Source organism: Kineosporia rhizophila (genome assembly GCF_021277265.1).
GTDB classification, from domain to species: domain Bacteria; phylum Actinomycetota; class Actinomycetes; order Actinomycetales; family Kineosporiaceae; genus Kineosporia; species Kineosporia rhizophila.
Window position 1 is genome coordinate 77622 of the sequence record NZ_JAJSOH010000011.1, and the last position, 14841, is coordinate 92462.

The window sequence follows — 14841 nt, forward strand, 5'->3', positions numbered from 1 at the left end:
CTAGGCGTCGATCCGGTCGCGGTCCATCTGGGCCGCGCCTTCCACGATGAAGTCCTTGCGCGGGGCCACGTCGTTGCCCATCAGCAGGTCGAACACCCGCTCGGCGGCCGCCGCGTCCTGCATACGGACCCGGCGTAGCGTGCGCCGGCGCGGGTCCATCGTGGTCTCGGCCAGCTGGTCGGCGTCCATCTCACCCAGACCCTTGTACCGCTGGATGTTCTCCTTCCAGCTGCGGCCGCGCTTGCGCAGGTCGGCCAGCAGCCGCTGGAGCTCCTGCTCGGAGTAGGTGTAGACCATCTCGTTCTTCTGCCGGCCGGAGCCGATCACCTCGACCCGGTGCAGCGGCGGCACCGCCGCGTACACCCGGCCGGCCTCGACCAGCGGGCGCATGTAGCGGAAGAACAGGGTGAGCAGCAGGGTGCGGATGTGCGCGCCGTCGACGTCGGCGTCGGTCATCAGGATGATCTTGCCGTAGCGCGCCGCCGGCAGCTCGAACGTGCGGCCCGAGCCGGCTCCGATCACCTGGATGATCGCCCCGCACTCGGCGTTCTTCAGCATGTCGGCGATGGACGCCTTCTGCACGTTGAGGATCTTGCCGCGGATCGGCAGCAGCGCCTGGAACTCGCTGTTGCGGGCGAAGTTCGCGGTGCCCAGGGCCGAGTCGCCCTCGACGATGAACAGTTCCGAGCGGTCCACGTCCTCGCTGCGGCAGTCTTTCAGCTTGGTCGGCAGCGACGAGGTCTCCAGCGCGTTCTTGCGGCGCTGGGTCTCCCGGGTCTGGCGGGCGGTGACCCGGGTGCGCATCGCCCCGACCACCTTCTCCAGCACCAGTGCGGCCTGGGCCTTCTCGACCCGGGCGGCCGAGGTGAGCTTGGCCGTGAGCTCGCGCTCGATCACCCGCGAGACGATGCCGCGCACCGCGTTGGTGCCCAGGATCTCCTTGGTCTGGCCCTCGAACTGGGGCTCGGCCAGGCGGACGGTGACGACGGCGGTCAGGCCCTCGAGCACGTCGTCCTTCTCGATCTTGTCGTTCTTCTCGTTGAACTTGAGCTTGCGCTTGTTCGCCGGGTCGGCGATCTGCGCGCGCAGCGTCTTCAGCATCGCCTGCTCGTAGCCGGCCACGTGGGTGCCGCCCTTGGGCGTGGCGATGATGTTCACGAACGAGCGCAGCTCGGTGTCGTAGCCGGTGCCCCAGCGCATCGCCACGTCGACGAAGCACTCGCGCTCGACCTCGGTGTGCACCATCTGGCCGCGGCTGTCCAGGACCGGCACGTTCTCCTTGAAGTGCCCGGTGCCCTCCAGCCGCCAGACGTCGGTGACCGCGGCGTCGGTGGACAGGAACTCGACGAACTCGCCGATCCCGCCCTCGTGCAGGAACTTCTCCTCGACCGGGCCGTCGGCGCCGGGGGTGCCGGACAGGCCGCGCTCGTCGCGCAGCACGATCTCCAGACCCGGTACCAGGTAGGTGGTCTGGCGGGCCCGGGTGACCAGCTCGTCGTAGGAGAAGGCGGCGTCCTTGATGAAGATCTGCCGGTCGGCCCAGTAACGCACCCGGGTACCGGTGACCCCGCGCTTGACCTTGCCCACGACCTGCAGGGCGGAGTTGTCGACGAAGGGGGTGAAGCCCGCCTCCGGGTCCATCCCGTCGAAGATGCCCGGCTCACCGCGGCGGAAGCTCATCGCGTGGATCTGCCCGCCCCGCTCGACCTGGACGTCGAGCCGGGAGGAGAGGGCGTTGACCACGCTGGCGCCGACGCCGTGCAGACCGCCCGAGGCGTTGTACGAGCCACCGCCGAACTTGCCGCCCGCGTGCAGTTTGGTGAAGACCACCTCGACGCCGGTCAGGCCGGTCTTCGGCTCGACGTCGACCGGGATGCCCCGGCCGTCGTCGTGCACCTCGACCGAGCCGTCGGCGTGCAGCACCACCCGGATGTGCTGGCAGTGCCCGGCCAGCGCCTCGTCCACCGCGTTGTCGATGATCTCCCACAGGCAGTGCATCAGGCCCCGGGAGTCGGTGGAGCCGATGTACATGCCGGGACGCTTGCGGACGGCCTCCAGGCCCTCCAGCACCGACAGGTGGCGGGCGGTGTAGTCGGAACCAGCCGAGGAGCGTGATCCCGCGGAAGCCGGTCGTTTCGCGCCGGCGGCGCGGGACCGGGCCGTCTCGCTGGGTTGCACGGCCACGGGCGGCTCCTTGCTGTCGGGTGGTGCTCGTCGATGTTCGGGGGTCGAACGCGCGTTCGAATATAGCTTGGGCATGCAGGGGCCCGGGAGGGCGTTGTTTCGGCCCGCTTCCGGGCAGATTACCCGGATGCCCACAGAGGTGGTTCCCAACGCGCCGGGATCCGCAGCGTGCCGAGGGTCTCTCCCGGGGGCCCGGACGGTCGCTCTGGGTAGCACTGAGTGATCGAGGGCCTGCGCCCAGTGGTTCTTCAGTGACTACGCGGACAGCGAACGCGGCCGCCTGGAGTCCCGGGGAAGCCCGAAGCCTGATTCACTGTTCTCTCAGTGTCACCGATGTCCATTCCCGTCAGGGTCCGTCTCGTACGACGGGATGTTCAAGGAGGTCACCAGTGGGTGCTGCCATTGCTACAGAAACGCTGACCGCGACCGACCGCTGCGACCGTTGCGGCGCCCGGGCCTACATGCGGGTCACGCTGCCGGGTGGGGGCGAGCTCCTGTTCTGCGGCCACCACGGTCACGCGCACAAGGAGGCCCTGACCGCGGTCTCCGCCTCCATCCAGGACGAGTCCCAGAGCCTCTCCGGTACGCCGGCCGTCGCCGCCGAGGGCGAGCGCTGAGTCCCGGGCCCGGCTTCCATCACTGAATCCCCGAATCCACCCACGCTGACCTAGCCGATGAGCGCCGTGACCGTCCTGGCCGCGGCGCTCATCGTTGTCGGTCTGGCCGGGGTGATCGTGCCGGTCCTGCCCGGGCTGCTGGTGGTGGCCGGCGGGATCCTGCTCTGGGCCTTCGCCGAGTCCTCGGCCGCGGGCTGGACGGTGTTCGGCCTCGCGGCGGCCGTGCTGCTGCTGGGCACGGTGGTGAAGTACGCACTCCCGGGCCGGAGGCTACGCGAGGGCGGTGTGCCATGGATCACGTTGGCCTTCGGTGCGCTACTCGGAGTCATCGGCTTTTTCCTGATCCCGGTGATCGGCCTGCCCATCGGCTTCGTGGCCGGTATCTACCTGGCCGAGCTCACCCGGCTGGGCAGCCATTCCCCGGCCTGGTCCTCCACTCTCGCCGCGGTCCGCGCGGTGGGCCTTTCCATGCTGATCGAGCTGGCCAGCGGGCTGCTCGCGGCCGCGGTCTGGATCGCCGGGGTCATCTGGGCCTGAGGCCCGCCCGGGGCAGCACCGGAAGCGGCCGGGTCGAGGCCTGCGCCGGATAGGCCACCCGGCCCGCCCGCACCTGCACCACCTGATCGGCGTAGCGGGTGAGCGCCCGGTCGTGGGTGACCAGCAGCACCGTCCGGCCCTGCCCGGTGAGCCGCCGCAGGGTGCGGATCAGCCGTTCGGCGGCCTCCGGGTCCAGCCCGGTGGTCGGCTCGTCCAGCACCAGCACCGGACTGTCCCGCAACAGCGCCCGGGCCAGCGAGATCCGCTGCCTCTGCCCGCCGGACAGGGCCCGCCCCCGTTGACCCACGCGGGTGGCCAGGCCCTGCGGGAGGCGGTCGACGAACTCCGCGGCCCCGCTCTCCTGGGCGGCCTGCCGGATCGCCCCGGTGTCGGCCTGCGGGGCCAGGCCGTAGACGATGTTCTCCCGCACCGACTCGTCGAACATGTACGGCTCCTGCGGCAGCAGGGTGATCAGCCGGCGCAGCTGGGCCAGCGGGTAGTCGCGCAGGTCGCGGTCGTCGAGCAGGATCCGGCCGCCGTCCGGGTCGCGCAGCCGCACCAGAAGGTCCACCAGGGTGGACTTCCCGGAACCGCTCGGCCCGGTGATCATCGTCAGCGAGCCGGCCGGGACCTTCAGGTGCACGTCGGTGAGCCGGTCGGCCCGGCCGGGGGAGTGCACGGTGACGCCCTCGATGGTCAGCGAAGCCCGCTCTGAACCGCCGGCTTCGGCCACCGGAGGCTTCTGACCGGATTCGGCGATACCCGGTGGCAGGTCGAGCAGTTCGACCAGCCGGGCGGCGCTGGTGCCGCAGCCGGCCGCGGTCAGGCCGAGCTGCCCGAGGGCGGTGATCGGTGGGTAGAGGAAGGTCAGGTAGGCGGTGAACGCCAGCAGCCCGCCCACGGTCAGGTCGCCGGTGGCGATGTCGATCACGCCGATCCCGATCACCGCCAGCAGCCCGGCCGTCTCGACCAGTTCGGTCAGCGGCCCCTGCACGGCGGCCAGCCGGGTCTGGCGCAGACGGGCGCGCATCAGCCGGCCGGAGACCGCGGCCAGCCGGCGGCGCTCGGCGGGCCGGGCGTCGTAGGCCTGCACCAGGGCGGCGTTGCTGATGCTCTGTTCGAGGGCCGAGGTGAGCGCGCCGTGGGCGATCCGGGTGCGCATCGAGATCCGGTGGGTGCGCCCGGTCAGCCAGCGGTTGAGCAGCCAGACCACCGGCGCGGCGGCCAGCACCACCAGGGCCAGCAGCCAGCTCTGGCGCCAGGCGGCCACCCCGAACACGACCACCGCGAGCACCGCCCCGGCCGCCTCGATCGGGCCGGTCACGGTGAGGTGCTCGACGTCTTCGGTGTCGTCGACCACCCGTGAGAGCAGATCGCCGAGGTGACGCCGGTCGAGTTCTTCCGGCGCCACGGTGAGCAGGTGTTCATGGGTCTGGGCCCGCACACGGCGGGAAACCCGTTCTGCGGCACCGGCCGTGAGGATGGAGCCGGCATAGGTCAGGGACGCGGCGCCCAGGGTCACTGCGGCCCAGATCGCTGCCGGACCCCAGAACTGACCCAGGTCGGCGTCTTCCACCGCCCCGTCGATCAGGGTGGCGAGCAGTTCGATGCCGACCGCGTCGGCCACCACGGCCAGGGTGAAGCAGAGCAGGGCGCCGATCATGGCGGTGCGCCGGCCCCGGGTCAGGGGCCAGAAGCGGCGCAGGACCGCCGACCAGCCCAGAGGGGCCGGACCGGCGGGTTCTTCGTCAGGTTCTTCGGAAGGTGAGGGTACGGACAGACCGGCGGGGCCGGTGATCACCCGAAGGTGACCACCGGCCCCGGCCTGTGCGTCGAGCATGTCACTCATGGTGTGGTTGTGGAGGCATCTCGGACGTCAGGTCGGTCCGGCTCAGTCGCGGCCGGGCCGGTTCGGCTGCGGGTTCTGCGCCTGCTCCTGCTCCTTGCGGCGCTTCGGCAGGGCCTCGACCTTGGCGGCGGGACGGCGGGTGCGGGCCTTCAGGATCTTCGCCATGGTGGTTCTCCTTCTCTCGGTGATTCTTTCGGCGACTGCGACGGTCTCGCTGTCGTGAGAAGAACTCTGCCCATCGTTCCTGGCAGAACCACGCGCAGAACCTGGCAGCCACCTCTGACAGCGAGTGACAGCCTGCTGAAGGGTTTCTGCTAGGCGCCGGCCAGCCGGACCAGCACCTGGTCGATGCGTTCGGCCAGCTGCAGACCGGGGCCCAGCGAGGCGGCCCCGGACACGATCGGGAACACCCGCTCCTGCTGCACCGCGATCTTCTCGAACGAGTACTCCTGGGTGGGCCCGGACTGCGAGGCGGAGGGCTCGGCCAGGCGCAGCCCGCAGTCGAGCAGCACGGTGGTGTCGGTCCAGGCCGGTCCGAGCGTCCAGAACGTGGTGTCGGTGGCCAGTTGCACGAAGGAGAAGGTGTGCTCGGCCAGGACGGCGGCGTGTTTCTGCCGGACCGCGGCGGTGCGGGTGCAGTACTCGTCGAGCACGGCGTTCGCCTCGCTGGTGCGCAGGATCAGGTCGGGCTCGGCGGCGGCGATCTTCTCCACGTCCGGCTCGGTGTAGTCACCGGTCACCGGCACGCCCGCGAGCCGGTCGCCGTAGCGCGCACCGGTGGACTCGTACCCGCCGCCGCCCACCCCCACCGGCACCAGCCCCACGTCGACCAGGGCGAAGGCGCCGAAGTAGTCGCCGCAGACCACCCGCTGCGGTGCGGCGGGCACGGTGACCGGGCCCTTGTCCGTTGCCTACCCCTCCCGCTCGAAAGGTGAGCCGAAAGCGCCGTCGTGACAGACGTCTTCAATCGGTTTCCGGCCTCTGCGCAGGGAGGGCGAGCGACGGTCGGTGCCGGGTTCCGGCGGGTGGCCCAGGCTGATCACCCCGACGATGCGGCGCTCCGACGGGATCGCGAAGGCCTCGCGCACGGTCCCGGTCCGGGTCGGCGGCACCCCGAAGAAGCAGCCCGCCAGGCCGGCGTCGACCGCCGCGAGCAGGATGATCATCGAGGCCATGCCGGTGTCGACGTCCCAGTAGGGCACCGGCCAGCGGGCCTCGTCGCGGTCGGTCCAGCCCTTGTCCGGCTCGGCGTAGCGGTCCAGGTAGGCGTCCCGGTCCGACAGGCACAGGATCAGTGCGGGGGCGGTGCGCATGCCGCGCAGCCAGCGGTCGGGTTCCCGGTCGGGCTCGGTGGTGGCCGCCCAGAACCGGCCCACCTGCTCGGGGGTGCTGAGCACGACGAAGTCCCAGCCCTGGCTGAAGCCGGCGCTCGGAGCCCGCACGGCCAGGTCCAGCAACCGGGTCAGCACCTCGCGGGACACCGGCCGGTCGGGCCGGTAGCTGCGTACCATCCGGCGGGCCCGGACAACCTGCTCGAATTCCATGGCGCGAGCCTGCCACAGGGCAAAAGGACCACCGCGTAGCCTGGTGCCGTGGGCCAGTCGACGAACGACCCGCCGGCACGACCGGACTACCCCCTGCACTGGGAGGCGGACGTCGTGCTGCGGGACGGAGCCACCGCACACCTGCGGCCGATCACCGCCGACGACGCGGACGCGCTCCAGCGCTTCCACGTGCACCAGTCGCCGGACTCCACCTACCTGCGCTTCTTCGCGCCGATGCCCCGGCTCTCGCCCCGCGACCTGCACCACTTCACCAACGTCGACCACCGCGACCGGGTGGCGCTGATCGCGGTGCTGGGCGAGGACATCGTCGGGGTCGGCCGTTTCGACCGGCTCGACCAGGGCTCCGACGCGGCCGAGGTGGCGTTCAACATCAGCGACGCGCACCAGGGCCGGGGGATCAGCTCGGTGCTGCTGGAGCACCTGGCCGCGGCCGCCCGGGAGAACGGCATCCGCCGGTTCGTGGCCGACGTGCTGCCGCGCAACCGCAAGATGCTGACCGTGTTCCGGGAGGCCGGCTACGAGCTCACCAGCCGCTTCGACGACGGGGTGATCGAGGTCCGGTTCACCATCGACCCGACCGAGCGCTCCCGGGCGGTGATGGAGGCGCGGGAGCACCGGGCCGAGGCGCGCAGCATGGAACGGGTGCTCAACCCGGCCTCGGTGGCGCTGATCGGGGCCAGCCGGCGCACCAACACCGTGGGGCACCGCCTGCTGGCCAACCTGATCGCCGGCGGGTTCACCGGCCGGCTGCACATCGTGCACCACGAGGCCGACGAGTTGCTCGGCCGGCCCACGGTGCGCCGGCTGGCCGACATCGAGGGCGACATCGACCTGGTGCTGGTCGCGATCCCGGCCGAGGGGGTGCTCGACGTGGTGCGCGAGTGCGCCGAGCACGGGGTCCGCGGAATGGTGGTCGTCTCCACCGGTTTCGCCGAGACCGGCGACGAGGGCCTGGCCCGGCAGCGGGAACTGGTGCGCACCGCCCGCTCTCACGGCATGCGGGTGGTCGGGCCGAACTCGTGGGGGCTGATCAACGCCGGTGAGGCCGTCCGGCTGAACATGTCACTGATCCCCGACCTGCCCGAAGACGGCCGTCTGGGCCTGTTCTCGCAGTCCGGCGGGCTGGCGGTGGCGGTGCTGGACGCGGTCGAGCGGCGCGGGCTGGGGGTGTCCACCTTCCTGTCCGCGGGCAACCGGGCCGACGTCTCCGGCAACGACTGCATGCAGTACTGGGAGGAGGACGCCAACACCGACGCGGTGGGCCTGTACCTGGAGAGCTTCGGCAACCCGCGCAAGTTCTCCCGGATCGCCCGGCGCCTGGCCCGGTCCAAGCCGGTCATCGTGCTGAAGTCCGGCCTGTCGAGTTTCGGTGTGCCGCCCGGTCATTCGGTGCGAGCGAGCACGGCGCCGCGGGAGGCGTTCGACGCCATGCTGCGGCAGTCCGGGTGCATCCGGGTGCAGACCGTGGCCGAGATGCTCGACGTGGCCCAGGTGGTCATGCACCAGCCGCTGCCGGCCGGGCCGAACGTGGCCATCGTGGGCAACAGCGACGCGCTGAGCACGCTGATCGCCGATGCCTGCGTCGCGGCCGGGCTGGTGGTGGTGCACAAGCCGGTCGCCCTGCACCCGCAGGCCGACGCCGCGCAGTTCCGGGGTGCGCTGACCGAGGCGTTCGCCGCCGAGCAGGTGCACGCGGTGGTCGCTGCGTTCATCCCGCCCATCGCCACCGAGGCCGCAGAGGTGGCCCAGGCGCTGTCCGAGGTGTCGGCCCAGTCTCCGGACATCCCCGTGGTGGCCTGTTTCGTCGGGGTGCACGGCGTGAACCGTGCCCTGTCCAACCCGCGGCTGATCCCGTCCTACCCCACACCCGAAGAAGCCGTGCGGGCCCTGGCCAAGGCCGAGTGGTACGCCCGCTGGCGGCGTCGCGATCCGGGGGAGCGGGTCGACCCCCCTGGCGTGGACCTGGCTGCTGCGCGGGCCGTGGTCGCCGAGGCCCTGGCCGCCGTCCCCGGCGAGGAGAGCACCTCACTGAGCCCCGAAGCCTCCGCCCGTCTGCTGGCGGCCTTCGGTATCGAGCTGTGGCCGCGTACCCCCGTCGGCACCGCGTCCGAGGCGGCCGAGGCGGCCGCGGCGATGGGCTATCCGGTGGTGCTGAAGACCACCGCGCCGCACCTGCGGCACCGGGTCGACCTCGGGGGAGTGCGGCTGAACATCGAGGACGAGAACGAACTGCGGGCCGACTACGCCCAGATGCGCGCCACGCTCGGCCCCCTGGAGGCCGATCAGCTGGTGGTCCAGCGGATGGCCGAGCCCGGCGTGGCCTGTGTGCTGCGCACGGTGGAGGACCCGCTCTTCGGCCCGGTGGTGTCGTTCGGGCTGGGCGGGGACGCGGTGGGCCTGCTGGGTGACGTGGCCCACCGGATCCCGCCGCTGACCGACGTGGACATCTCCGACCTGGTGCGCTCGGTGAAGGCCGCGCCCAAGCTGTTCGGGCACAAGGGCGCCGCCCCGGTCGACGTGCCCGCCCTGGAGGACGTGATCGGCCGGCTCGCCGTGCTGGCCGACGAACTGCCCGAGGTGGCCGAGCTGGAGCTGAACCCGGTGGTCGTCGCCGGGACCGGGCTGGCCGTGCTGGACGCCGGGATCCGCCTCGCCCGGCCGGCCGAGCGGGCCGACTCGGTCCGCCGCGAGCTGCCCAGCTGATCCGGCGCCCACCGGGCGTGTCTGCGCCCGGCCCGGGGCGGAGTGACAAGATGGGGCAATGCGTGAACGACCCGGGACGGACGCCGCCGTGAGCCAGACCAACGCCCTGCCCGACGATCTCGTGGCCGACGTCGAACGGGCCGGTTTCTACCCGGCCCTGGTGCGCGACGCCCTCGACGTGGCGATCGCCGGCGAGGAGGTGGTGTCGTACCTCGTGCAGCAGGAGACCACCTTCGACCGGGTGGAGGTGCGCCGGCACGTCACCGTGCTCTCGCTCACCCCGACCCGGCTGGTGGTGGCGCACGCCGACGACCACGACCCGGACGCGCTCAGCCCCGAGCCCTACGCCTCGGCCTCCACCGAGGCGGTCCCGCTGAGCAAGGTCACCTCGGTGGTGCTCTCGCACGCCGTCACCTCGCCCGAGCGGCACCGCAGCGGCGCCGTGCCGCGGGAGCTCAGCCTGACCATCGGCTGGGGCTCGCTCACCCGGGTCGACCTGGAGCCCGCCTCCTGCGCCGACCCGGACTGCGAGGCCGACCACGGCTACACCGGCACGCTGGCGTCCGACGACATCACGGTGCGCCTGTCGGCCGAGGCCGAGGGGGAGTCCGCGGTCCGCGCGGCCGCCGCCTTCGCCCGGGCGCTCTCGGCCGCCACCGCCCGCAACTGATGCGCACCCTCGCCGACGTCCTGCCCTCGGCCGCCCTGGCCATCGCCCGCAAGAAGGGCCCGCTGCCCAAGGCCCGCACGGTCGTCGTCATGCTGGTCGACGGCCTGGGCGACGAATTGCTGCGGGCCAGTTCGGGCCATGCGCCGTTCCTGCGCCGCCTGCGCGAGAACCCCTACTCCACCCGGCTCAGCTCGGGCTTCCCGAGCACCACGGCGACCAGCCTGGGCATGCTCGGCACCGGCCTGCCCCCGGGCGCCCACGGCCTGGTCGCGCTCGACGTGCTCGACCCGGCCCGGGACAAGGTGTTCAACGAGCTGATGTGGGACCCGGAGGTCGACCCGCGTCAGTGGCAGCCCGCCCCCACCGTGTTCGAGCAGGTGGTCGCGTCCGGGCGGGACGTGGTGCGGATCGGCCCGGGCTACTTCGACGGTTCCGGCCTGACCGAGGCGGTGCAGCGGGGCGGCCGGTTCGTCGCCGCGCAGTCGCTGGACCAGCGGGTCGAGGTGGCGATCGACACCGCCCGCCGTTCCAAGGGCGCGCTGATCTACCTCTACTGGGGTGACCTGGACAAGATCGGCCACGAGCAGGGCTGCCGCTCCTGGAACTGGACCGGCGAGCTGGAGCGGGTCGACGCCGGGGCCCAGGCCCTGGCCGCCGGCCTGCCGGCCGACTGCCTGCTGGTGGTCACCGCCGACCACGGCATGGTCGACGTGCCCTTCGAGAACCGCCTGGACATCGCCCACGAGCCCGAACTGCTCACCGGCGTGCGGCATCTGGGCGGGGAACCGCGTTCGCTGCAGCTGTACTGCGAGGCGGGCGCGACCGACGACGTGGCCGCCGCCTGGCAGGCCCGGATGGGCTCCGACATGACCGTGGTCACCCGGGCGCAGGCAGTCGACGAGGGCTGGTTCGGCCCGGTCGCGCCGCACGTGCTGCCCCGGATCGGCGACGTGGTCACGGCGGCCACCGGCGAGGTGGCGGTGGTCGACTCGCGCACCGCCCGCCCCCAGGTGCTGCGCCTGCTGGGGCTGCACGGCTCCCGCACCAGCGTCGAGACCCAGGTTCCCCTCCTGGTCTCCCAGAGCTGAACCACAGAACAAAGGACGTCGGTCAGCCCTCGGGCTGACCGACGTCCTTTGTTGGTCGGTTCAGTCGCGTCGCTGGCCGAACACGATGTCGTCCCAGGAGGGGACGCTGGCCCGGCGCTGCTTGCGGCTGCTGGCCGCAGGCCGGCGCCCGGCCGGGACCGGGGTCGGCTCGGGCTCGGCCTTCTCGACGTCGACGACCCGCTCGGGCTCGGCCGCCTTGGCCTCGCTTTCGGCCTGCTCGCGCTCGGCGCGTTCCCGGCGCTCCCGTTCGGCGCGCTCGCGCTCCCGCTCGGAACGTTCCCGCTCGGCGCGGTCACGGTCGAGCCGGTCCCGGTCCGACCGGTCGGCCCGTTCCGGCTTCTCGGCGCGGGGCGGCACCGGGGCGTCGGCCGGCTCGAGGTCGTACAGCGACTCCGTGTCGGGCAGCACCAGCACCTCCCCGTCCCGCGCGTCCTGCGGGCGGGATCGGGCCGGATGGGCGGCCGGGGGCTCGCCCATCGTGTCGCTGCGGCTGAGCAGGGTGTCGATCGCCTCACGCACCGGATCGGGATGACCGGCGCGCTCCTCGTCCTCGCTGAGGGCCCGGTTACGCCGGCCACGCCGCTCGCGCAGCGTGTCGAGCAGGTTGACGGCCGCCGGTTCCTCGTACGCCGGACGCGCCTCGACCCGCTGTTCCTGGTCGTAGGGGCGGTCGGCGCCGCGCACCGTGGCCAGCCGGCGCATGCTGCCGGTGACCGGCCCGGCCGCCCGCTCGTTCTGCGGCTGGGGCGGTTCGTCCTCGGTGAGCCAGCGCGCCTCGTCGTTGTGCGCGGTGACGTTGCGCAGACCGGCGTTGTAGAGCCAGCGGGCCTGGCGCAGCGTGGAACCGGCGATGAACTCCAGCGCCAGGATCCACAGGCCGTCGTCTCCCCGCCAGGCGTCCCACGAGGTGGTCTCCTGGTCGACCTCACGGGCGGCCAGGCGCTCGGTGACGGTCTCGTCGAGCGAGAGCGGCTCGGCGCCGCCTCCCCGCCGCACCCGCACCCGGCGGGCCTGCTCGGCCACGTACTCGCGCTCGGCCAGCACCGGGCCCTCGTACTTGCGCACGTGCTCGAGCGAGAGACCGGCCGCCTCGGCGACCTCCTCGGCGGTCTCGCCGGCCCGGATCCGGGCCTGGATCTGGCGCGGCCGCAGCCGGCCCTCCGCCTCGATCTGGATCTGGCTCAGCCGGGCCCGGTCGCGCCGGACCGCCGCGCGTAACGCGTCGTCCACCCGCAACCGGAAGCGCTGGCCGTTCGGGCCCGAGAGCAGCAGGTGCTCCCCGTCCTCGTGGACGCCGACGAGCGAAAGATCTTCCATGTTCACTCCCTCCGGCAACCGCGACCTGCGTGAAGACTGTGCCACTTCGTACCGCATCGGCGAAGCACATGGCGGGCGAGTCGGCCCGGCAATCCAGGTCACACCCGTCCACCCAGGTTCACGATGAACTCTGGGTACCGATGTAATCACATTGTGTGCCGGAACCGGGGAGCGGGCCCCAGTATGGGCCGCCGGGCGGCTCCGGGACGGCGGACTCGCCGGTGCGGGACTTCCGACCCGAACGCGCGGGGACGGAAGTCAGTTGGCAGGATCTACGGGTGAGCTCCTTGAAGCCGTACGACGCCGTCCTCCTGCTCTCGTTCGGCGGGCCCGAGGCCCCCGACGAGGTGATGCCGTTCCTGGAGAACGTGACCAGGGGCCGGGGCATCCCGCGCGAGCGACTCGAAGAGGTCGAGGTGCACTACCAGCACTTCGGCGGCCGCAGCCCGATCAACGACGAGAACCGGCTGCTGCTGGCGAACCTGCGTGAGCAGCTCGCCGCCGCCGGGGCCGGCGACGTGCCGGTCTACTGGGGCAACCGCAACTGGGCCCCCTTCGCCACCGACGCGCTCCGCGAGGCGCACGAGGCCGGCGCCCGCCGGGTCCTGACGGTGGTCACCAGCGCCTACCCGAGCTACTCGGGCTGCCGCCAGTACCGCGAGGACCTGGCCGAGGCGCTGATCACGCTGTCCCGCGAGGGCCGCAGCCTGCGCATCGACAAGATCCGGCACTACTTCGACCAGGACGGGTTCCTGCAGCCGGTCGCCGACTCGATCACCCACGCCCTGGCCACCCTGCCCCGGGGCTCGCGGGTGGTCTTCGTGACGCACTCGATCCCCGACGCGATGGACGACGCGGCCGGCCCGGACGGCAACGCCTACACCCGCACCCACCGCGAGGCGTGCGCCGCCGTGGCCGCCCGCGTGCCCGGTTCGCAGGACTGGGACCTGGTCTACTGCTCGCGCTCCGGCCCGCCCTCGCAGCCCTGGCTGGAGCCGGACATCGGCGACCACCTCACCGAGCTCAAGGCCCAGGGCGTCCCCGGCGTGGTGGTGGTGCCGATCGGGTTCGTCAGCGACCACATGGAGGTCGTGTTCGACCTGGACACCGAGGCCGAGGAGATCGCCCGGGGGCTGGACCTGCCGTTCGTGCGGGCCGCCACCTCCGGCCGGGCCCCGGAGTTCGCCGCCACCCTGGCCGCCCTGGTGGTGGAGCGGGCCGCGGCCGAGCGGGGCGAGAACCCCGAGCGGCCCTCGATGGCCGGGGCCGGGCCCTGGCACGACGTCTGCCCGGCGAACTGCTGCAGCAACCTGCGTAACCCGGACAAGCCGGCCGCCTGTGGGGTCGACTGGGTGCTGCCGATCGACAAGAACGCCGACCAGGCGGTCGCTCCGGAAAGGGTGAACCAGTGAGCACCGAGCAGTTGCGGGCCCTGGCCGAGGAGGTGGCCCGGGCCGGTGGTGACCTGATCCGGGCCGGCCTGGCCGACGACCCGGGCGCCCGCGAGGTGGAGAGCACCAAGTCCACCCCGACCGACATCGTCACGGCGATGGACCAGGCCGTGGAGCGGCTGCTGCGCGAGCGTCTGGCCGAGGCCCGGCCGGGCGACGGCCTGCTCGGCGAGGAGGCCGGCTACAGCCCCGGCGAGTCGGGCCTGACCTGGGTGCTCGACCCGATCGACGGCACCGTCAACTACCGCTACGGGATCGACGCCTACGCGGTCAGCGTGGCCGTGGTGGAGGGCGACCCGACGGTGGACGGGGCCTGGACGCCGGTGGCGGCCTGCGTGCACAACCCGGCCACCGGTGACACCTGGACGGCCGGGCGCGGGCTGGGCGCGGAACTGACCCGGGGCGACGGCTCGATCCCGCGAGGGCTGAAGCTGGCCGCCCCGCCGGCCCTCGACCAGGCCCTGGTGGCCACCGGGTTCGGCTACGCGGCGACCCGGCGCGCCGGACAGGCCCGGGTGCTCACCGGGGTGCTGCCGCAGGTCCGGGACATCCGGCGGATCGGCAGCGCGGCGCTCGACCTGTGCGGCGTGGCCACCGGCACGGTGGACGCGTACTACGAGCGGGGGGTGAACGTCTGGGACATCGCCGCGGCGGCCCTCGTGCTCACCGAGGCGGGTGGTGCGTTGTCCGGTCTCCGGGGCGCTCCGGCCGGTGGTGCGATGGTCGTCGGAGCGGCGTCCCCCCTTCTCGAGGGGCTCTGCGACGTCCTCGGGCAGCTGGACGCCGACTCCGACCCGACCTGAAGCGCCTTCGATCGCTCGGACCAGACGCGGGTGCCC

The 14841-nt window shown here is 72.5% G+C and carries 13 protein-coding genes; 7 read left to right on the forward strand and 6 right to left on the reverse strand.

The window, feature by feature from the left end:
• Nucleotides 1-2070: a DNA gyrase/topoisomerase IV subunit B gene (locus LWF15_RS17590; protein WP_456298972.1), complete on the reverse strand. Its 2070-nt coding sequence runs from the start codon at nt 2068-2070 to the stop codon at nt 1-3.
• Nucleotides 2071-2573: 503 nt separating this feature from the next.
• On the opposite strand from LWF15_RS17590, the gene LWF15_RS17595 reads away from it, so the two are divergent.
• Nucleotides 2574-2801, forward strand: a complete 228-nt coding sequence (locus tag LWF15_RS17595; protein WP_232811931.1) for a DUF7455 domain-containing protein — start codon at nt 2574-2576, stop codon at nt 2799-2801.
• A gap of 57 nt (nt 2802-2858) precedes the next feature.
• Nucleotides 2859-3338: a DUF456 domain-containing protein gene (locus LWF15_RS17600; RefSeq protein ID WP_232811932.1), complete on the forward strand. Its 480-nt coding sequence runs from the start codon at nt 2859-2861 to the stop codon at nt 3336-3338.
• Here LWF15_RS17600 and LWF15_RS17605 read toward each other — a convergent pair.
• From LWF15_RS17605 to LWF15_RS17615, 4 genes are all read right to left on the reverse strand, one after another.
• The gene (locus LWF15_RS17605; RefSeq protein WP_232811933.1) at nt 3325-5178 is read right to left on the reverse strand and encodes an ABC transporter ATP-binding protein; all 1854 of its coding nucleotides are present in this window, start codon (nt 5176-5178) and stop codon (nt 3325-3327) included. The two genes, LWF15_RS17600 and LWF15_RS17605, sit on opposite strands and share 14 nt — an antisense overlap.
• 51 nt (nt 5179-5229) lie before the next feature.
• Nucleotides 5230-5352, reverse strand: a complete 123-nt coding sequence (locus tag LWF15_RS36525; RefSeq protein WP_269810360.1) for a hypothetical protein — start codon at nt 5350-5352, stop codon at nt 5230-5232.
• Between the two features lie 149 nt (nt 5353-5501).
• Complete coding sequence (locus LWF15_RS17610) at nt 5502-6074, reverse strand: TroA family protein (protein ID WP_232811934.1); 573 nt, start codon at nt 6072-6074, stop codon at nt 5502-5504.
• Nucleotides 6075-6098: 24 nt separating this feature from the next.
• Nucleotides 6099-6731, reverse strand: a complete 633-nt coding sequence (locus LWF15_RS17615) for a nitroreductase family protein (RefSeq protein ID WP_232811935.1) — start codon at nt 6729-6731, stop codon at nt 6099-6101.
• 48 nt (nt 6732-6779) lie between these two features.
• Between LWF15_RS17615 and LWF15_RS17620 the strand changes: the two genes are divergently transcribed.
• From LWF15_RS17620 to LWF15_RS17630, 3 genes are read left to right on the forward strand one after another with little or no spacing between them, the layout of a single operon-like run.
• Nucleotides 6780-9455, forward strand: coding sequence for a bifunctional acetate--CoA ligase family protein/GNAT family N-acetyltransferase (locus LWF15_RS17620; RefSeq protein ID WP_232811936.1), 2676 nt, complete (start codon nt 6780-6782; stop codon nt 9453-9455).
• 58 nt (nt 9456-9513) lie between these two features.
• Nucleotides 9514-10125, forward strand: a complete 612-nt coding sequence (locus LWF15_RS17625) for a DUF5998 family protein (protein ID WP_232811937.1) — start codon at nt 9514-9516, stop codon at nt 10123-10125.
• A complete protein-coding gene (locus tag LWF15_RS17630; RefSeq protein ID WP_232811938.1) occupies nt 10125-11213 on the forward strand; it encodes an alkaline phosphatase family protein in 1089 nt (362 codons plus the stop codon). Before LWF15_RS17625 ends, LWF15_RS17630 begins: the two co-directional genes overlap by 1 nt.
• 60 nt (nt 11214-11273) lie before the next feature.
• On the opposite strand, the gene sepH is transcribed toward LWF15_RS17630, so the two are convergent.
• On the reverse strand, nt 11274-12551 hold the full coding sequence (gene sepH / locus LWF15_RS17635) for a septation protein SepH (RefSeq protein ID WP_232811939.1): 1278 nt from the start codon (nt 12549-12551) through the stop codon (nt 11274-11276).
• 278 nt (nt 12552-12829) lie between these two features.
• On the opposite strand from sepH, the gene LWF15_RS17640 reads away from it, so the two are divergent.
• Together LWF15_RS17640 and LWF15_RS17645 are read left to right on the forward strand one after the other, a co-directional pair.
• Nucleotides 12830-13963 carry a ferrochelatase gene (locus tag LWF15_RS17640; RefSeq protein WP_232811940.1) on the forward strand — a complete coding sequence of 378 codons (1134 nt, stop codon included), beginning with the start codon at nt 12830-12832 and terminating at the stop codon, nt 13961-13963.
• On the forward strand, nt 13960-14805 hold the full coding sequence (locus tag LWF15_RS17645) for an inositol monophosphatase family protein (RefSeq protein ID WP_232811941.1): 846 nt from the start codon (nt 13960-13962) through the stop codon (nt 14803-14805). Before LWF15_RS17640 ends, LWF15_RS17645 begins: the two co-directional genes overlap by 4 nt.
• Nucleotides 14806-14841: the final 36 nt, after the last annotated feature.